Origin of the sequence: Sandarakinorhabdus sp. (genome assembly GCF_051860625.1) — a bacterium.
In the GTDB taxonomy this organism is placed as follows: Bacteria; Pseudomonadota; Alphaproteobacteria; order Sphingomonadales; family Sphingomonadaceae; genus Sandarakinorhabdus.
Genome location: NZ_JBHYDQ010000002.1, coordinates 80106 through 98996, shown reverse-complemented (window position 1 = coordinate 98996; position 18891 = coordinate 80106). Strand labels below are relative to the sequence as shown.

17 protein-coding genes are annotated in these 18891 nt (G+C 63.7%); 11 read left to right on the top strand and 6 right to left on the bottom strand.

Translation table 11 applies throughout. The features are described from left to right. Nucleotides 1-24: 24 nt before the first annotated feature. Both ACTIEZ_RS02980 and ACTIEZ_RS02975 read right to left on the bottom strand, forming a co-directional pair. Entirely contained in the window at nucleotides 25-291 is a 267-nt protein-coding gene (locus ACTIEZ_RS02980) for a Txe/YoeB family addiction module toxin (protein ID WP_439545167.1), read from the bottom strand. Then, nucleotides 288-545, bottom strand: a complete 258-nt coding sequence (locus tag ACTIEZ_RS02975; RefSeq protein WP_353199914.1) for a type II toxin-antitoxin system Phd/YefM family antitoxin — start codon at nucleotides 543-545, stop codon at nucleotides 288-290. Before ACTIEZ_RS02975 ends, ACTIEZ_RS02980 begins: the two co-directional genes overlap by 4 nt. Before the next feature lie 143 nt (nucleotides 546-688). Between ACTIEZ_RS02975 and ACTIEZ_RS02970 the strand changes: the two genes are divergently transcribed. Then, on the top strand, nucleotides 689-868 hold the full coding sequence (locus ACTIEZ_RS02970; protein WP_439545166.1) for a hypothetical protein: 180 nt from the start codon (nucleotides 689-691) through the stop codon (nucleotides 866-868). 359 nt (nucleotides 869-1227) lie between these two features. Here ACTIEZ_RS02970 and ACTIEZ_RS02965 read toward each other — a convergent pair whose 3' ends face one another. After that, complete coding sequence (locus ACTIEZ_RS02965) at nucleotides 1228-1941, bottom strand: GGDEF domain-containing protein (RefSeq protein ID WP_439545165.1); 714 nt, start codon at nucleotides 1939-1941, stop codon at nucleotides 1228-1230. Nucleotides 1942-2358: 417 nt separating this feature from the next. Between ACTIEZ_RS02965 and ACTIEZ_RS02960 the strand changes: the two genes are divergently transcribed. From ACTIEZ_RS02960 to ACTIEZ_RS02935, 6 genes are all read left to right on the top strand, one after another. After that, a complete protein-coding gene (locus ACTIEZ_RS02960; RefSeq protein ID WP_439545164.1) occupies nucleotides 2359-4116 on the top strand; it encodes a DUF885 domain-containing protein in 1758 nt (585 codons plus the stop codon). 179 nt (nucleotides 4117-4295) lie between these two features. Continuing rightward, the gene (gene radC / locus ACTIEZ_RS02955; protein WP_439545163.1) at nucleotides 4296-4979 is read left to right on the top strand and encodes a RadC family protein; all 684 of its coding nucleotides are present in this window, start codon (nucleotides 4296-4298) and stop codon (nucleotides 4977-4979) included. A 91-nt stretch (nucleotides 4980-5070) separates the two neighbouring features. Continuing rightward, nucleotides 5071-6522, top strand: a complete 1452-nt coding sequence (locus ACTIEZ_RS02950; protein WP_439545162.1) for a circularly permuted type 2 ATP-grasp protein — start codon at nucleotides 5071-5073, stop codon at nucleotides 6520-6522. A gap of 9 nt (nucleotides 6523-6531) precedes the next feature. After that, the gene (locus ACTIEZ_RS02945; protein ID WP_439545161.1) at nucleotides 6532-7473 is read left to right on the top strand and encodes an alpha-E domain-containing protein; all 942 of its coding nucleotides are present in this window, start codon (nucleotides 6532-6534) and stop codon (nucleotides 7471-7473) included. A gap of 77 nt (nucleotides 7474-7550) precedes the next feature. Beyond that, nucleotides 7551-8423 carry a transglutaminase family protein gene (locus tag ACTIEZ_RS02940; RefSeq protein WP_439545160.1) on the top strand — a complete coding sequence of 291 codons (873 nt, stop codon included), beginning with the start codon at nucleotides 7551-7553 and terminating at the stop codon, nucleotides 8421-8423. 69 nt (nucleotides 8424-8492) lie between these two features. Further along, nucleotides 8493-9257 carry a peptidase gene (locus tag ACTIEZ_RS02935; protein ID WP_439545159.1) on the top strand — a complete coding sequence of 255 codons (765 nt, stop codon included), beginning with the start codon at nucleotides 8493-8495 and terminating at the stop codon, nucleotides 9255-9257. A gap of 3 nt (nucleotides 9258-9260) precedes the next feature. On the opposite strand, the gene ACTIEZ_RS02930 is transcribed toward ACTIEZ_RS02935, so the two are convergent. After that, nucleotides 9261-10484, bottom strand: a complete 1224-nt coding sequence (locus ACTIEZ_RS02930; protein ID WP_439545158.1) for an MFS transporter — start codon at nucleotides 10482-10484, stop codon at nucleotides 9261-9263. A gap of 104 nt (nucleotides 10485-10588) precedes the next feature. On the opposite strand from ACTIEZ_RS02930, the gene ACTIEZ_RS02925 reads away from it, so the two are divergent. Then, on the top strand, nucleotides 10589-11365 hold the full coding sequence (locus tag ACTIEZ_RS02925; RefSeq protein WP_439545157.1) for an SDR family NAD(P)-dependent oxidoreductase: 777 nt from the start codon (nucleotides 10589-10591) through the stop codon (nucleotides 11363-11365). A gap of 6 nt (nucleotides 11366-11371) precedes the next feature. Here ACTIEZ_RS02925 and ACTIEZ_RS02920 read toward each other — a convergent pair whose 3' ends face one another. Together ACTIEZ_RS02920 and ACTIEZ_RS02915 are read right to left on the bottom strand one after the other, a co-directional pair. Continuing rightward, complete coding sequence (locus ACTIEZ_RS02920) at nucleotides 11372-12337, bottom strand: MBL fold metallo-hydrolase (protein ID WP_439545156.1); 966 nt, start codon at nucleotides 12335-12337, stop codon at nucleotides 11372-11374. A 12-nt stretch (nucleotides 12338-12349) separates the two neighbouring features. Next, nucleotides 12350-13069: an SIMPL domain-containing protein gene (locus ACTIEZ_RS02915; RefSeq protein WP_439545155.1), complete on the bottom strand. Its 720-nt coding sequence runs from the start codon at nucleotides 13067-13069 to the stop codon at nucleotides 12350-12352. 248 nt (nucleotides 13070-13317) lie between these two features. Between ACTIEZ_RS02915 and ACTIEZ_RS02910 the strand changes: the two genes are divergently transcribed. From ACTIEZ_RS02910 to ACTIEZ_RS02900, 3 genes are read left to right on the top strand one after another with little or no spacing between them, the layout of a single operon-like run. After that, nucleotides 13318-14529: an efflux RND transporter periplasmic adaptor subunit gene (locus tag ACTIEZ_RS02910; protein ID WP_439545154.1), complete on the top strand. Its 1212-nt coding sequence runs from the start codon at nucleotides 13318-13320 to the stop codon at nucleotides 14527-14529. 37 nt (nucleotides 14530-14566) lie between these two features. Continuing rightward, nucleotides 14567-17644 (top strand): efflux RND transporter permease subunit, encoded by a 3078-nt coding sequence (locus ACTIEZ_RS02905; protein WP_439545153.1) that lies wholly within the window; start codon nucleotides 14567-14569, stop codon nucleotides 17642-17644. A gap of 43 nt (nucleotides 17645-17687) precedes the next feature. Beyond that, nucleotides 17688-18890: a DUF445 domain-containing protein gene (locus ACTIEZ_RS02900; protein WP_439545152.1), complete on the top strand. Its 1203-nt coding sequence runs from the start codon at nucleotides 17688-17690 to the stop codon at nucleotides 18888-18890. Nucleotide 18891: the final 1 nt, after the last annotated feature.

Genomic DNA, 18891 nt, shown 5'->3' with positions numbered 1-18891 from the left:
TGCCTGAAGTATCTTCGGCCCCGCTCAATAATGATATCGGCATTGCGCAATCTCCAACGCCTGCGTCGCTCCGCTGCCGGTGACGCGATAGACCAGCCGATGTTCCTGCGTGATGCGGCGGGACCACCAGCCGGAGAGATTGCCGCCGAGTGGCTCGGGTTTGCCGAGGCCTTTGAATGGGCTGCGGCTGCATTCGCTGATCAGGGCGTTCAGCTTGGCGAGGCTCCGCTGATCTTCGCCCTGCCACCAGAGATATTCGCCCCACGCGCGCGAAGAGAAGATGATTTTCACGCCGGATCGATAAGCGCGTGCTCCTCGCCGCCGCCGGCTTCGAGCTCGGCGATGGATTCCAGCAGTCGTTTGGCATTGGCGGGTGAACGCAACAGATAAAGCGTTTCCTGCATCGAATCCCAATCACTCTGGGAGACCAGCACCACCGCCTCCCCGCGCTGGCGGGTCACGATCACCGGGGCGTGATCATCGACCACACGGTCACACACCGCCTTGAAATTGGCGCGCGTCTCGGAAAAGCTCATGGCGATCATGGACGCGCTATGCACCAAAGATTGTACAATGTCAAACCCGCGCCGATGCTGCACCACACCTGTCCTACACCGGCAAAGTCTGTCATCACGGCGCTGTCCGACATTTTCGGCACAACAGCGGTTCAGCCAAGGGAGTGCACGCAGTGGGCGAGACGTTCGAGCGGCACAAGCAGGCGTGGACAAGCGATGAAGTGGCCAAGCTGCACGCGCTGGCGAAAAAGGGCATGCCCCTGCGCGCCATTGCCAAGGCGCTGACCCGCAGCGAGGAATCGGTGAAGGCGCGGGCGAAGGCAGATCGGTTGGCCATTGCCAGCCTGCGCTGACCGCCCAGGGGCAAGGCCAAGCGCTTCTCGTCCGGCACCGCCGGCAATCGGCAATGACGGGCAAATCACTTGGTCGAAGGGTTGGCCTGGCTCACCTTCTTGGGCGCTTCCTTCTTGGGCTTGCGGACTTCCTTGTTGGATTTTGCCTGACCCTTGGCCATCGTCTGTCTCCCGAACGGACTGATGTCCGTGGCTGTCTATGCGACCTTCCCGGCCCGGCGTCACCGGTCAATATCGGGACGCCGAACAGTTAAAACCAAACCAGCAACCCAGCGGGCTGGAATCTGATCCCACAAAAATTGATGGCAGGCGCCCGCCACAGGGACCGCCTGAAAACTGACGGGTGCAGACCTGCAAATTCACGCCGCCATGCGCACCCGGTTCCGCCCGGCGCGTTTGGCGCGGTACATCGCCATGTCGGCGGCTTGCAGCGCATCGGGCAGGCTGGCGCTGTGCGGGCCCGAAACGCCGATGCTGGCGGTGATGTGGATGGTGCCGCCGTTGCCATCGAAGATCGTCACCTGTTCGATCCCGGCCCGGATCGCGTCGGCGCGGGCGGCGGCGACTTCGTCGTCGACGCCGGGCAGGAACAGGGCGAACTCCTCGCCGCCGAAGCGGCCGACCAGATCGTCTGGGCCCGCACAGCGCAGCAGGGTCTGGGCGATGCCCCGCAGCACATGATCGCCCACGGCATGGCCATGGCTGTCGTTGATCGACTTGAAATGATCGAGATCGACAATGAGGATGCGGCCTCCACGCAGCGCCCGGCAGTGTTCGGCCGCCGCCAGAAACGCCGCGCGGTTGGCAAGGCCGGTCAGTTGATCGGTTTCGGCCAGCGCCTTCATGCGCACATAGGCGTCGGACAATTCGGCGTTCAATTGCGCAATGCGCTCGGCCTGGCGCGCCAGTGACCAGGCGATCGGCCCCGACAACAACAGCGGCAGCGCCACGCCAAGCACCCAATAAGGCAGCGGAATATCCAATCCCGGCAGTCGCGACATCAGCGCCATCGCCGCCACTGTGACGCCGACCGAAACCACCACCGCGCGGATGACCTTGCCCCAGATGCTCATGCGGTCACCCGAATCCCCTCGCGCCGTACCCCAGCGTCGGGCATTAGCATGATCACGGACACTCCGGGCGCACTATAGTTGGTTCGTTCTGGCCCTTCGGTAACACGGGCCATTCAGCACCGACGAGCGTGAAAGCCGTTGCTCGCCGGTGGCGTCACCGCCCACCTGTCCTACACTGGCAAAGCCTGTCATCCTGGCGCTGTCTGGCGTTTCAGAAACAGCCGCAAAATCGCAGCATTTCCGAAACTTTCATATATTTCAACGCTTACGCCCGAACGAACGATCCAAACTGTCAAAACCGGATGGCCGATGAATGGCCTGTCGCTCCCCTGCCCGCAATCCGGTTGTGGGCGCCGACCCCCGCTGCTAGCACGGGGTAAAATGGGGAGAATATCAGTGGGTCGGGCACCGAAATTCATGCGCAGCTTCGCACTTGGCGCTGCGGCGGCGTTGGCGCTGGCCACGGCCATGCCGGCAGTGGCGGTCGATACCGCGGCCGATGCGCAGTTCGAGGCGATCTACACAAAGGAGTGGGCCTGGCGGATCTTGCAGGACCCCGCAGGTGAGGATCACACGACGCTCTATGGCCCTACCCTGCCCGATGTCAGCCCGGCGGCGCAGGAAAAGCGGGTGCAGACCTGGACCGCGGTAAAGCGGCAACTCGCGGCCATCCCGCGTGCTTCGCTGTCCCCGCGCCGGCAGGTTGATTATGATGTGTATCGCTTCCAGATCGATGCGCGCCTCGCCCAGCAAAATTTCCGCGAATATGAAAAGCCACTGAGTTCGGACGGGGCGTTCTGGAACGATTTCAGCTTCGTGGCGCACAGTGCGTTCCGGCGCGAGGTGGATTATCGCAACTGGATCGGCCAGATGCGCGACATCCCCCGCTATTTCGCGCAGCAGACCGCCAACATGCGCGCCGGCCTGAAGCGCGGCTTCACCCCGCCGCGGATCACGCTGGAAGGGCGTGAGGCCAGCATCGCGGCGGTGGCCAATGCCGCCACGCCCGAGGACAATATCTTCTATCTGCCGTTCGTGACGATGCCGCCCGACATGCCGGCCGCAACGCAGGCCGCCCTGCGCGCCGAAGCCAGGGCCGCCATCACGGACGCAGTGGTCCCTACCTATCGCAGCTTCCTGAATTTCTACCGCGATGAATATGTGCCGGCCACGCGGACAACGCTGGCGGCATCCGACATGCCGGGCGGCAAGCCCTATTACCAGTCGCTGATCACCGAATTCGCCACCGTCGACATGACGCCCGACCAGATTCACGACTTTGGCCTCGCAGAGGGCCTGAAGATCCGCGCCGAAATGATGGCGGCGATGCAGCAGACCGGCTTCAAGGGCGAGCTGCCGGCCTTTCTGAACGAGCTGCGCACCAACAAGCGCTTTTATGCCACGACAGAAGCGCAGTTGCTGCGCGAGGCGGCGTGGATCTCCAAGGAGATCGACAGCAAGATCGGCAATTATATCGGCCATCTGCCGCGACGCCGCTTCGGCATAAGGGAAATGCCGGCGGAGATCGCCCCAAAGGCGGCCGCAGCGCGGGGTGGGCCCGATGGATTCCTGGTCAACGTCTATGCGCTGGAAACGCGCCCGCTGTTCGCGCTACGCTCCCTGGCGCTGCACGAGGGCGCGCCGGGGCACAGCATGCAGATCCCGCTTGCGATGGAAAACACCGAATCGCCCGAATTCCGGCGCCAGACCTCGATCGCTGCCTATGAAGAAGGCTGGGGGCTCTATTCGGAACGGCTGGGCGTGGAGATGGGGATTTACCCGACACCCTATGACATTTTCGGGATGCTGAGCATGCAGGCCTGGCGCGCGGCGCGTCTGGTGGTGGACAGCGGCATCCATGCCAAGGGCTGGAGCCGAAAACAGGCGCAGGATTATCTGCGCGTCAACACCACGCTGGCCGATCACGAGATCGAGACCGAGGTCGATCGCTACATCGCCCGCCCTGGCCAGGCGCTGTCCTATTATCTGGGCATGGACGCGATCCAGAAGGCGCGCACCAAGGCACAGACGGCGCTGGGGCCAAAGTTCAATCTGAGGGCATTCCACGACGCGGTGCTGGCGCTGGGATCGGTGCCGATGCCGGTGCTGGCGGCGCAGATCGATCAATTCATCGCCGGGGGCGGTGTCGGCCCCTATCCGGACGAGGAGAAATAGGCGGCACCCGACCCGGCACGGGCAGGGCCATCACCACAGGCAGCAGGCATTGGCCCACCGCCGATATAAGGCTATCTTGCGTTTCATGCGTGGTTTGGAGCGATTTGCACTTGCGGTTTTCGCCGGGTCCGCGTCGTGTGGGCGGACGCCGGCCTGGCCATTGCAGCAGGCAAGCCAGAATGCCTGACGAGAAACTGTCCGCCGCCGGCCACCGCGAACGGCTGCGTGCACGGTTGCTGGCCGGGGGCGGTGATGGCTTTGCCGATTATGAGCTGCTGGAATATCTGCTGGCGCTGGCTATCCCGCGCCAGGATACCAAGCCGCTGGCCAAGCGATTGATCAATGAATTCGGTAGCCTGGCTGCATTGATTGCCGCCACGCCGGAAGAGTTGAAGCGGGTCGAAGGCCTGGGCGACGGTGCGGCGGCGGCAATCAAGTTCGTCGAAGCGGTGATGCTGCGGGCTCTGCGTACCAGGGCGCTCGATCGGCCGGTGCTCAGCGGCTGGCAGGCGCTGCTCGATTATCTGCACGCCAGCCTGGCGCAGCGCACCACCGAACAGTTCCGGGTGATCTTTTTGAACAATCGCAACATCATGATCCGCGATGAGGTGATGAACGATGGCACCGTGAACGCCGCGCCCGTGTATCCCCGCGAAATCGTCAAGCGGGCGCTCGATCTGGGGGCGGCGGCGATGGTGCTGGTGCATAACCACCCGTCCGGTGATCCACAGCCAAGCCGCGACGATATCCAGATGACGCGAGCCATCATCGAGGCCGGCCGCCACCTCGGCCTCAGCGTGCATGATCATGTCATCATCGGCAGCGGCGGCCATGTCTCGATGCGGGCGACCGGGTTGATCTGACCATCAGGCCGCAAAGCTATACGCAAAAATAACCTTGCGTCGCCGTCCTGCGGCCCGCACACATTGAAAAAATGGGGATTTGGGAGGCGCAATGCAGGCACTGCCGGCTTTTGATGAAATGTTTGGATCAGGGGATGGCTACAACAGCCAATCGCCGGATGGTGTAACCGCGGCCTATCGCGCCATCCAGCAGTGGATGGCGGATTCCCCGCCGGAATTGATGGCCGCCCGCCGTGCCCAGGCCGAACTATTCTTTCGCCGCATCGGCATCACCTTTGCGGTGTATGGCGATGCCCAGGCCACCGAACGCCTCATCCCGTTCGATATCGTGCCGCGCATCCTGATCCGCAGCGAATGGGATCGGCTGGAGCGCGGGCTGAAGCAGCGCGTTGCGGCGCTGAACATGTTTCTGGCCGATATTTATGGCAAGCAAGCCATATTGAAGGCTGGTATCATCCCGTCCGAACTGGTGCTGCTCAATCCGGCCTATTGCCTGCACATGGTCGGCCGCACACCGCCTGGCGGCATCTGGGTGCATATTGCCGGCATCGATCTGGTCCGCACTGGCCCAGACGAATTTTTCGTGCTCGAGGATAATGCCCGCACCCCTTCCGGCGTGTCCTACATGCTCGAAAACCGCGAGGTGATGCTGAAGCTGGTGCCCGAACTGTTCGATCAGGTGAAGGTGGCGCCGGTCGAGACCTACCCGGAAAAACTGCTGGAAACCCTGGCCAGCGTTTCCCCACGCAAATTGCGCGGCAGCCATCCCGTTTGTGTGTTGATGACACCGGGGCGGCATAATTCGGCGTTTTACGAGCACAGCTTCCTGGCCGACAAGCTGGGCATCGAACTGGTGGAGGGGCGCGACCTGTTCGTGGCCGACGATGTCGTGTTCATGCGCACCACCGAAGGGCCACAGCGGGTGGACGTGATCTACCGCCGGGTGGATGATGCCTTCATTGATCCGCTGGTGTTCAATCCAGACAGCATGTTGGGCGTGCCCGGCCTGATGGCGGCCTATGGTGCCGGCAATGTCACGCTGGCCAATGCCGTGGGCACCGGCATCGCCGATGACAAGGCGATCTACAGCTACATGCCGGACATCGTGCGTTTCTATATGGGCGAAGAGCCGATCCTCCCAAACGTGCCGACCTGGCGCTGCCGGGAACCGGAATCACTTATGTATGTGCTCGATCACCTGCCCGAACTGGTGGTGAAGGAAGTCGATGGGTCGGGCGGTTATGGCATGCTGGTCGGCCCACATGCGCCCAAGGCGACGATCGCAGCCTTTGCCGCCAAGCTGAAGGCCAATCCGGAAAAATTCATTGCGCAGCCTACCCTGGCGCTGTCCACCTGCCCCACCGCCACCGAAGGCGGCATCGGCGCCCGCCATGTCGATCTGCGGCCATTCGTGCTGACCGGCACCGATGGCGTGCGCATCGTGCCGGGCGGGTTGACGCGGGTGGCGATGACGGCCGGGTCGCTGGTGGTGAACAGCAGCCAGGGTGGCGGCACCAAGGATACATGGGTGGTCGATGGTTGAGGGTGTGCCATGCTGAGCCGCACCGCAGGCAATCTTTACTGGATTGGCCGCTATCTGGAGCGCGCCGACTTCACGTCGCGTCTGATCGAGGCGACGCAGCGGCTGGCGGCCCTGCCCTCCAGCTATGGCGGATCATCCAACGCCTGGGAGTCGGCGCTGGCTGCCGCTTGCCAGATCGACAATTTCGCAGCGACCGGCCTCAACGTCGACGAACATGATGTCACCGAATATCTCACGCTGAATGCCGGCAACAGCTCCTCGATCCGATCCTGCCTCGAAAGCGCCCGCGGCAATGCCCGCGCCGTGCGCACCGCGCTGACCGAGGAAGGCTGGGAGGCGATCAACACCGCCTGGCTGGAGGTCAGCCGCTTTGGCACCAACCTGTCCAGCCGTGAATCCTTGGCGCAGGTGATCGAATATGTAAAACATGCCGTGGCAGCCTTCGATGGCGCGGCCAACCGCACGATGCTGCGCGGCGATGCCTTCTGGTTCATCAATCTGGGCGCTGCCATTGAACGCGCCGACAACAGCGCGCGGCTGCTGGATGTCAAATATCACCTGCTGCTGCCACGCGACGAGCCGGTGGGCGGCAGCCTGGATTATTTCCAGTGGACGACCATCCTGCGCACCGTATCGGCGATGACCGCCTATCGCTGGGTGTACAACGACAGCGTGAAGCCCTGGCTGGTGGCCGATCTGTTGATCCTCAATCGCCAGATCCCGCGCAGCCTGGCGGCCTGCTATGACGAAATCCGGCGCCATCTCGATCTGCTGGCCAGCCACAGCGGCCGGCGTGGGCCAGCGCATCGACTGGCCCATGCCGGCCACGCCCGCTTGTCCAGCGGCAATATCGAAGCGATCTTTGGCGAGGGCCTGCACGAATTCCTGACCCAGTTCATCGCCGACAACAACCGGCTGGGCGAGGCCATCGCCGAACAATATCTGTTCTGATGCGGAACTTTGCCATGCCTGTCGCCATTCCTTCCAGGGAACCGGCCAGAAAAACCGAAATCGAGAATTGAACTGTCATGCGCATCCGCGTCGATTATTCCACCATTTACGAATATGCCCGAGAGGCCAACGACGTGCTGCAACTGCTGCGCGTGCAGCCGAGCGGGCATGATGGCCAGCATGTCGTGCATTGGCACATCGACACCGATGTGAACGGCCATCTGCGCCGCAGCCAGGACGCTTATGGTAATATCACCCACATGTTCTACCCCGATGGCCCGATCAAGCGGCTGTCGCTGCATGTGGCCGGCGAAGTCGATACGGTCGAAAGCCATGGGGTTGTCGCCGGCAGCCATGAACCGCTGCCGCCGCTGATCTTCCTGCGCCAGACCGAACTCACGCAACCGGATGAAGCGTTGAAGGCCTTTGCCCGCCAGATCGATACTGGCGATGCGCTGGCCACCTGCCACCGCCTGACCGGCACACTCTATGACCAGATGGCATTCGATCCCGACGTCACCCATGCCCAAAGCGACGCTGCGCACGCCTTTGCGATCAAGGCCGGCGTCTGCCAGGATTATGCCCATATTTTCCTGTCGGTTACGCGCCTGCTCGGCATTCCGGCGCGCTATGTCTCGGGCCATCTCGTGCGGCATGACGGCTTCATCACGCAGCCAGCCGCCCACGCCTGGGCCGAAGTATTGATCCCCGATCTCGGCTGGGTCGCCTTTGATCCGACGAATGGCATGTGCGCCACCCAGGCCTATCTGCGCGTCGCGGTGGGGCTGGATTATCGCGATGCCGCCCCGGTGCGCGGCGCCCGGCGCGGCGGCGGCCAGGAAACCATGGCCGTGGCGGTGACAACCCAGGCCAGTGTCAATCATCCCGGGCTTGGACAACTCAATGAGCCTGAACAGGCCCGTCAGAATCAACACCAGACGCAGGGCTGATCGCTCTTGCTCACCGGTCGCGGGCGGGGCAGACTGAGGTTACAGGGTGGCCGGTTTCAGGGGGCAGCAATGACTTATTGCGTTGGAATATTGGTCCGCGAAGGCCTGGCGCTGCTGGCCGATACCCGCACCAACGCGGGAGTCGACAATATCTCGACCTACCGCAAGCTGCGCGTGATGGAACATGGGCCGGATCGGGTGATCATGTGCGCATCGGCCGGGTCGCTTTCGGTCACGCAAAGCGCCCTGTCGCGGGTGGCGCTGGGGACGACCATGCCCGACACGGGCGACAAGGAATTTCTGGCCGAAGTGCCCACCGTGTTCCGCGCCGCGCAGTTGGTCGGCCAAGCGCTGTCCGAAGCCAAGGTCGAGATCGACCGGGTGGTGAAGGATGCGGATGTCTACACCGGCGCCACCTTGCTGCTCGCCGGATCGATCGGCGGACGGCGGCCGCGGCTGTTCCTGATCTATGGCGCCGGCAATTTCATCGAATGCCAGCAGGACACGCCGTTCCTGCAGATCGGTGAGAATAAATATGGCAAGCCGGTGCTCGATCGCATGCTCACCCATGAAACCCCTATGGCCGAAGCCATGAAGATCGCGCTGATCAGCTTTTCCGCCACAATGCGTTCGAACCTGGCGGTCGGCCTGCCGATCGATATTGCCACCATCCGCACGGGCGTGTCCGACCTCGAACTGATCCACCGCATCGAGGCCGACGACGAATATTATACCGAGCTCAACAGCCGCTGGAGCAATGCCTTGCGTGCCGCCGCCGCGGCCATTCCCCTGCCCCAGTTCGCCAGCCAGCCCGAGCAGGAACAGCGGAGCTGAAGATCAGGCCGCAACCGCCTGCGGCATGCCCACCGGGTCGCGCCGCAGCCACAGCAACACGGCCAATGCCAGGCCGATCAAGGCCACCGCAGTCATCGAATAATAGCCCCAGGCGGCATGGCCGTCGACCTTCAGCCGCTCATACAGTTCGCCCGACAACAAGGTAGTGAGCGCCTGCGCCGGTGCCGAGGCCAGCGCCATGTAGATCATCTGCGCGGTGGGCGTGCGGGCATCGCCATGCATGGCCTGGATCATGCGCATCGCCCCCAGGAAGGTGGCCGCAAAGGTGCCGGCATGCATCAACTGCAGCCCATAAAGCGCCCACACCGGCGGCAGGCTGGCCAGTGCCGTCCAGCGAAAGACGGCCGTGATCCCGCCAACCAGGATCAAGGTTTCCGGCGTGAACCGCTCGGTCCAGCGCGCCATGAAGATCAGAAAGCCGACTTCGGCCACGACACCGATCGACCAGAGATTGCCGGACAACGTTGAGCTGATTTGCTGATCATTGGTCCAGATCAATGTGCCAGCGACATAGAAATAGCTGTGCGTCGCCTGGATCAGCCCGGCGGCGAAGATCAGCAGCGCAAACTTGCGATCTTTCAGCATGCCGACCCCGGCCGACAGGCGCTGCATGAACGGTGCTTCAGTGTCCCCAGCCACCGGCTCGGCGGGCATCCACGCAGCCGCCGCGATCAACATGATCGACACGCCCAGCAGCCAGGCCCACACGGCCCAGGGGCCATAGCCGCCGATCAACGCGCCGACCGCCGATGATCCGACCACGAACGCCGCCGAAGCCAGCCCGCGCGCCAGGCCATAGCGCGGCCAGCCATATTTGGTCAGCCGCAACAATGCAGCCTCCACCACCGGCAACAGGCCCCAGAATGCCACGTCCATCAGCAGGATGATGGTGAATATGGCGGCAAAGCCGGTCACGAACCAAAGTGATCCGAACCCGATGGTGAGGATCGCGGCAAACAGGAACAGCGGCGCACGGCGATCCTTGCGGCCATCGGCCCAGGCCGCCGTGAGCGGCCCGGCAATGATCCGCGAGAACCCACCAATCGCCAGCACCAGCCCGATCTGCGAACCGGTAAAGCCTTGCGCCTTTTCCAGCCACAGCGGCAGGAAGGGGATGAGGCAGCCGAAACCCGTGAAAAACAGGCAGGACAACAGGGTGGCACGCACGCCGCCAGACGTCAGCTTCGTTCGGATCGATTCGGCCATGTCGTCTGATGGCAGGCTGCAATGAACCTGTCATCTGTGCGGCGTGACAATCGGCGAACGCCCTGTCTAAACTGGCTCAAACAACCAATTGGGGAGATACGCACATGGCCCTTCCGGCGCTTTTCGATCTGACCGGGCAGACCGCCCTGATCACCGGTTCCAGCCGCGGCATCGGCAAGGCCATCGCCCACCGCATGGCCGAGCACGGCGCCAATGTGGTGATTTCCAGCCGCAAGGCCGATGTCTGCGAAGCCGCCCGCGATGAAATCAACGCCGCTGTCGGCCGCGAGGCCGCGATCAGCGTGCCGGCCAACATCGCCAGCAAGGACAGTCTGCAGGCGCTGGTCGATGCCACGGTGGCAAAGTGGGGCCAGATCGATCACCTGGTCTGCAACGCGGCCAGCAATCCCTATTATGGCCCGCAGGCCGGCATCAGCGATGAAGCCTTCACCAAGATCCTGCAGAACAATATCGTGTCCAACCATTGGCTGATCAGCATGGTGGCCCCGGCCATGCGGGCCCGCAAGGATGGCACCATCACCATCGTCTCCTCCATCGGCGGCCTGCGCGGCAGCACGATCATCGGCGCCTATTGCATCTCGAAGGCTGCCGACATGCAGTTGGCGCGCAACCTGGCCTGCGAATATGGACCAGACAATGTGCGGGTGAACTGCATCGCGCCGGGCCTGATCAAGACGGATTTTGCCAAGGCGCTGTGGGACGACGCCGAAACCCTGAAGCGCTCCACGTCCACCGCGCCGCTGAAACGCATCGGCACGCCCGATGAAATTGCCGGCATGGCAGTGTTCCTGGCCGGCAAGGCCGGCGCCTTTACCACGGGACAGAATTTCGTGATCGATGGCGGGGTGACGGCGGCCTGAGCCTGCTCAGCGCCGATCAAAATAAAGCTGCCCCATCAATCCGAACAGGCGCACGACATCGGGCGGCGTCTGGTCGCCCGAATATTCGCGGTACAGCGTATCGACATTGACCGCGATTCGTTCGGCGTCTTTCCACGTCGCATAACGGCCCAGCCCGATGTCGCGCGCCGCCTCGGCGGCCGTCAGGCCGGCGTCGAAGCGCGCGCGGGCTTCGCGGTTGATATAGGCCAGATAATCCGCAACCTCGCGCACGCCGGCCTTGTCGGTCAGCGGCCCGTGGCCGGGCACGATCACATCGACATCCATGGCGATGATGCGATCACACGCCGCGATCCAGTTCGATACCGGGCCGGCCCACATGATCGGCGTGCCTTCGATGAACAGGATGTCGCCGGTGAATACCGCCCGCGCACCCGGCACATGCACCAGCACATCGCCAGCCGTGTGCGCCGGGCCAACCTCGATCAGTTCGACTGCACGCCCGGCCACATCCAGCGTATCGTGGCCGCAAAATGTCCGCGTCGGCGCCCGCTCGGTCACGCCGGCAAAATCGAACGGCGCGAAAATCTCGGCGAAATAGGTACCGGCCACGCCCATCTGCCCGGCAGCACCGGCCGCCTTCATCTGCGCCAGCAGCGCCGGCGAAAATGCCTCCATCTCGCGGGCCGACGCTTCCGACGCGATGATCTCGGCATCCGGAAGCAGATGATTGCCATGGGTGTGATCGCCATTGGCGTGGGTGTTCACCACCTGCCCGATCCGCTGCGCACCAAAGCCGGTGGCGCGCTGCATGGCATCGAGCATTTCGGCGGTCAGCGCCGTGTCAAATAAGGTGTCGACCAGCGCTGCGCCGCCATCGTGCGGTGTTCCAGCGGTGATCAGCCCGGCGTTGGACCAGCCCCAGCCGCCATCGGGTTGCAGCCAGGCGAACAGTCCATCGCCGATTTCATGCAGTCCGCGGCTGTAGGCCATGGTTCCCCCCGATCATGGTTCCAGTTCAAAAATCATCGTCAATTGCACCGACAGATTGAGCTCCCCCGCCTGGATCGGGGAATCGGCCGCAGCCTCCCGCACACTCATCGCCCTCATCGGCTGCGGGCCGGGCCGCTCAACCTCGTCCGCCAGCTCGCTGATGCTGACCAGACGGCGCAGCCGGGTGCCGGCGGCGCGCGCATAGAGCTCGGCCCGTGCCCGCCCCTTGGCGACGGCCGCCGCACGGGCTTCATCCAGTGCCACATCAGGCTGCGACAGCCGAAATTCCGGCCCCTGCACTTCATTGGCGCCTGCCTTGACCAGCGCATCAACCAGCCGTCCGGCGTCAGCCAGCTTGCGGCTCGTCAGGGTCACCATGTTCCGCGCCCGATAGCCGGTCAGTTTCGGTGCCTGTTCCGCGACATACCGATATTGCGCGCTCACCTGCAGACCGCTGGTCTGCACGTCGCGCTCGGCGATCCCGGCGGCTTTGGCGGCGGCAATCACCGCGTTCATTTGTGCTGCATTTGCAGCCAGTGCTTCGGCGGCGCTGGCGGCGGTTGTCGTCACCCCGGCGATCAACCGCAGCGAATCGGGAGGGCGGGCCACGTCTGCCGTCACCGCCAGTGTCAGCAGGGTCGGCGGCGCAACGCTGGTCGAAACTGGCTGGGGTGGCTGCTGCGCAAGGGCGGGAGCCGTCAGCAACAACAACAGGCCGGCAAGTGCACGCATGTTCATCTCCCAGGTCAGATGCCTACCATGACGATGATGTGCCGCTTCGTCATCCGCAAACTTGGCACTGCTGCTCCGGGATTTTTTCACGATTGGCCCATCGTCGCGGGTGCGGCACCGCTGCATCGAGTGATACTCAAATTCTGGCAATTTCCGTCTTTCTGCAAACTGCAACTTGGGATAAGGGAAAGCCTTGCAAGCGGTGATGTATTTCGGTAATACACCTTCCGCAAAGGAAGATGATGGCCATGAACGCCCACAACAACATCCCGTCGGCCGCCGCTGCGGAGGTGTTTCCATTCCCGCCCGGCGAGGAAAAGCGATTGCACGGGCTCAGCCGCAACCGCTGGCTGAAGCCCGGTCTGATCGCGCTGGCGATCGGGTTGGCAGGCGTGGCGGCGTGGCAAGCCTTCGCGCCGGCGCCGGCGCCAGTCGAAGCCACCGCCAGCAGCCTGCCGGAAGTGACCGTGTTGGTGCCCGGATCGACAATGGTGGCGCAAACCATCACGGCGCCGGGCAGCATTGCCGCCAAGCGTGACGCGGCCGTCGGTATCCAGGGCGAAGGCGGCCGCGTGGTGCGCGTGCTGGTGGAACCGGGCCAACGTGTCGGTGCTGGTCAGGTGCTGGCGCGGATCGACCGCCAGGTGCAGGTCCAGGAAGTGGCGCAGCTTGAGGCCGGCGTCCGCCAGGCCGAAGCCGATGCCCGTCTGGCCGAAGCCAATCTCGATCGTGCCGAAAGCCTGGTGGCCAAGGGATTCATCAGCCGTGCCGATATCGATCAGCGTACCGCCACGCGTGACAGCGCCATTGCGCGCGTCGGTATTGCCCGGGCGCAGTTGGCGGCGGCGCGTGAACGCAACGATCGCCTCGATGTGCGGGCACCGGCAGCCGGCCTGATCCTGTCGCGCACGGTCGAAGCGGGCCAGGTGGTTGGCCCCGGTTCGGGCGCCCTGTTCCGCCTGGCCGAAGGCGGCACGCTGGAAATGCGCGCCCAGATGGCCGAGCAGGACATTGCCCGCCTGAAAACCGGCATGCGTGCCGATGTGACGCCGGTGGGTTCGACCACCAGCTATCAGGGCCGCGTGTGGCTGATCGATCCGGTGATCGATGCTGCCACCCGGCTGGGCATTGCCCGCATCGAACTGAACTATGCCCCCGGCCTGCGGGTTGGTGCTTTCGCCCGTGCCAGCATTGCGGCGGGCGAGACGACCCAGCCGCAATTGCCGCAGTCAGCCGTGATGGCTGACGCCGAGGGCAATTATGTTTATGTTCTGGGCAAGGATGATCAGGTTGAACGTCGCGCGATCACCATCGGCAACGTCACCGACGCCGGCGTGGGTATCGCGTCGGGGCTGACCGGTTCGGAACGGGTGGTGGCAAGTGCGGGCGCCTTCCTGAAGCCCGGCGACAAGGTCAACCCGGTGCGCGCGCCGCAAGCTGGTACGGCGGCCGCCCGCTGATCCGACGCCCCTGATACGAAGGCTGGAGCCCCGATAGATGCGCAATATTTCAGCCTGGTCGATCAAGAACCCGGTTCCGCCGCTGGTGGCGTTCACGCTGCTGCTGCTGGCCGGGACCTTGTCGTTTCGCGCCATGGACATCAACGATCAGCCGGATGTGGAATTTCCCGCCGCGCAGGTCGTGGTGGCGCAGCCTGGCGCCGCGCCGGAAGAGCTGGAAACGCAGGTCACCCAGCGCGTGGAGGCCGCGGTTCGCAACATCAGCGGTGTGGACGAAGTCAACAGCTTCGTGTCTGAAGGCAGCAGCCGCACCATGGTGCAATTTGCCATCGGCACGCCAGTCGATCGCGCGGTCAACGATGTGCGCGATGCCGTGTCCAACATCCGATCCGATCTGCCGCAGGGCATCCTGCAGCCGCAGGTCAACCGGATGGACATCGCGGGCGGGCCGATTGCCTATTTCGCGGTTGAATCCACGGCGATGACCCTGGAAGAATTGAGCTGGTTCGTCGACAATACGGTGGCCAAGCGCCTGCTCAGCGTGCCCGGCATGGCGCAGGTGCGCCGTTCCGGCGGGGTCAGCCGCGAAATCCGTGTCATTCTCGATCCCGATCGCATGCAGGCCTATGGTGTCACCGCCAGCCAGGTGAATGCGCAGCTCCGTCAGGTCAATCTCAACGCCGCCGGGGGCCGCGCGGAAATCGCCGGTGCCGAACAATCCCTGCGCGTGCTGGGCAATGCCGACAGCGCCGTCGGACTGGCCGATACCCAGATCAGCCTCGGCCTGGGCCGCGGCGTGCGCCTGGGCGACATCGCCACCGTACGCGATTCCTATGCCGAACAGCGCAGCATCGCCAAGATGAATGACCGCCAGGTGCTCAGCTTCTCGCTGTCCAAGGCGAAGGGCAGTTCCGACGTCACCGTTTACGATGCGGCGATGACCGAAATCGAAGTGCTGAAAAAACAATATCCCAAGGTGGAGTTCAAGCTGATCTACACCTCGGTTGAATATACCAAGCAGCAATACAAGGGCGCCATCGACGCCATGGTGGAAGGCGCCATTCTCGCCGTGCTGGTGGTGTTGTTGTTCCTGCGCGATTGGCGCGCGACCGTGATTTCGGCGCTGGCCATCCCGCTGTCGGCCATCCCGACCTTCTGGTTCCTCGATGCCTGGCTGGGTTTCTCGCTGAACTCGCTGTCGTTGCTGGCGCTCAGCCTGGTGGCCGGCGTGCTGGTGGATGATGCCATCGTGGAAATCGAAAACATCGTCCGTCACATGCGCATGGGCAAATCCGCCTATCAGGCATCGATGGACGCCGCTGACGAGATTGGTCTGGCCGTCGTGGCCACCACCTTCTCCATCGTCGCTGTGTTCCTGCCGGTGGCGCTGATGCCGGGTGTTTCGGGACAGTTCTTCAAGAATTTTGGCGCGACCGTTGCCGTTTCCGTGCTGATCAGCCTTGCCGTCGCGCGCCTGATCACCCCCATGCTGGCGGCCTATTTCCTCAAAAGTCATGGCTCTGCCGAACATGGCACCGGCAAATGGGTCGATTCCTACATGCGCATTCTTGAATGGGCGTTGATCAACCGGTTGAAGACCGTGTTCGGCATCGGCGGCTTCGCGCTTGCCGCCACGATCTGGATGTTCATCGTCATTCCCAAGACGTTCCAGCCCGATATCGATACCAGCAGCAGCCAGGTGGCGATCAGCCTGCCGCCGGGTGTCACGCTGGAGCAGACGGAAGCCGTCGTGGACAAGGCCATCGCGGTGCTCAATGCCTCGCCTGTGCTGGAAAACGCCTTCGCCGATGTGGATGTGGGCAATGCCAACATCTATCTGACGCTGCGCAAGGATCGCAGCATGCACCGCACCGAATGGGAACGCAGCATTGCGCCGCAACTTTCGGCCATCCCTGATGCGCGGGTCGGCTTTGCCACGCAAAATGGCCCCGGCCCCGGCGGCCGGGATATCTCGATCACGCTGACCGGCACCGACCCTGTCCTGCTGGAACAGACCGCCCGCAAGGTGGTGGATGAAATGCGCAGCGTGAAGGAAATTCGCCAGCCACGCATCGAAGGTGATCTCAACCGGCCGGAAATCACCATCAAGCCGCGGCTCGATCTCGCTGCCGAGCTGGGCGTGACCACCGCGGCGCTTTCGGAAACCATCCGCATCGCGACGCTGGGTGACATTGATCAGAATGTTGCCAAGTTCAGCCTGGCCGACCGCCAGATCCCGATCCGCGTCGCGTTGGACGAAAATTCGCGCCGCAACCTGTCCACCATTCAGAATCTGCCGGTGCCCACCACCCGTGGTGGCACGGTGCCGCTGCGGGTTGTCGCGAGCGTCAGCTTCGGCGCCGGCCCCACCGAACTGCGCCGTTACAACCAGCAGCGCCGCGTGGCGATCGGCGCCGATCTTGCGCCCGGCCTGGTTTCGGGCGAGGCGCAGGCCAAGGTCGACGAGGTGCCCAGCCTGAAGAACCTGCCGCCCGGCGTCGAAAAAGTGCAGTTGGGCATGCAGAAATGGATGGGTGAACTGGTTCAGAACTTCATTCTGGCCGTGGTTGCCGGCATCATCATGGTGTTTGCGGTGCTGGTGCTGCTCTACAAGCGGGTGCTGCCGCCGTTCGTCAACATGATGTCCCTGTTGCTGGCACCCTTGGGCGGGCTGATCGCCATCTGGCTGACCGGCAATGTCATCTCCATGCCGGTGCTGATCGGGATGCTGATGTTGCTTGGCATTGTCGCCAAGAATTCGATCCTGCTGGTCGATATGGCGATCGAGGAAATGGCCAAGGGCGTGCCAAAGCGCGAAGCCATTCTGGAAGCCGGCCACAAGCGCGTGCAGCCAATCGTGATGACCACCATCGCCATGGTGGCGGGCATGATGCCGGTGGCGCTGGCGCTCGGCGGCGATGGCTCATTCCGGGCGCCAATGGGCATCGTGGTGATCGGTGGCCTTATCCTGTCCACCGCGCTTACGCTGGTCATCGTGCCGGCCGGCTTCTCGATCGCGGTAACGGTGGAAAACTGGCTGGCGCCGCGCATGAAGCGCTGGTTCACCAACAACGAAGGGGCTGCTAAACTGCCACGACCAGCCCCTGCGGAGTGAGCCTGCCCTGAAACATCTGCTGCCGGAATCGCCATTTCACCGCATGCGGTTGCTGGCCACGCTGTTGCTGGCGGCCATGGCGATGCTGTTTGCCGCAACGCTGGTGTGGGGTCAGGGTGCGCATCCTGCCCTGCCTTGGCTGCGCGCCTTTGCCGAAGCTGCAATGGTCGGCGGCCTGGCCGATTGGTTCGCCGTCACGGCCTTGTTCCGGCATCCGCTCGGCCTGCCGATCCCGCACACGGCGATCATTCCCCGCCAGAAGGATCGGCTGGGCGATACGCTCGCGCAGTTCCTGAAAGACAATTTCCTGAAAACCCAGGTGGTGGTGCGCCGGCTGGACGATGCCGATCTGGCCGGCGTGCTGTCCCGCTGGCTGAGCGCGCCGCCTGATGAGACAGCGGGTCGCCGGCGCGGCATCGGCCCACTGGTGGCGCAGTTGATCGACGGGCTGGATGATCCGGCTATCGGTGAACTGGTCGAATCCGTCGTGCGCGACCGGCTGGCGGCGACCCGGTTTTCGCCGATTGTTGCCGATGTGGTGGAGATGATGGTCAGCCGTGGCCGCCACGAGCCATTGATCGATGCGGCGGTGGACTGGGGCCTCGCCACGCTTTCCGACGAGGAACCAGCCATCCGATCAATGGTGACGGAGCGCACCAACTGGTTGCTGCGGCTGGCGGGCGCCGATGAAAGCATGTCCAACAGCATGATCGGCGCGGTACAGCGCCTGCTGGTGGAAATGCGCCAGGATCAAAATCACCCGGTGCGGCTGCGCATCGCCGAGGCGCTGACCACCTGGGCGTTTGATTTGCGCCATTTCCCCGAAGCCCAGGCGCGCGTCGAAGGCTTCAAGGCCGACATGCTGGCCAATCCGGCAATGGCTCAGTGGGTGCGCGGCCTGTGGGGATCGGCGCGCGCCGCGCTGTCGGCATCGCTGAACGATCCCGCCGGCAGCCGGCTGGGCGGCGCGATGGCGGCGATCGGCAACCGCATCGAAAACGATACGGCCATGAAATCCGCGCTTAACAGCGCCCTGCGCCGCGCGATTGCCGGCCTGGCCAAAACGCACGGCGACTCCATCGTCAAGCTGGTATCGGATACAGTGCGCGGCTGGGATGCCGATACCGTCACCGAAAAGGTCGAGCAGGCGGTGGGCCGCGATCTGCAGTTCATCCGCATCAATGGCACCTTGATCGGCGGCTGCATCGGGCTTGTCATCCACGCCGCCGCCATGCTTAGCGGTTGAC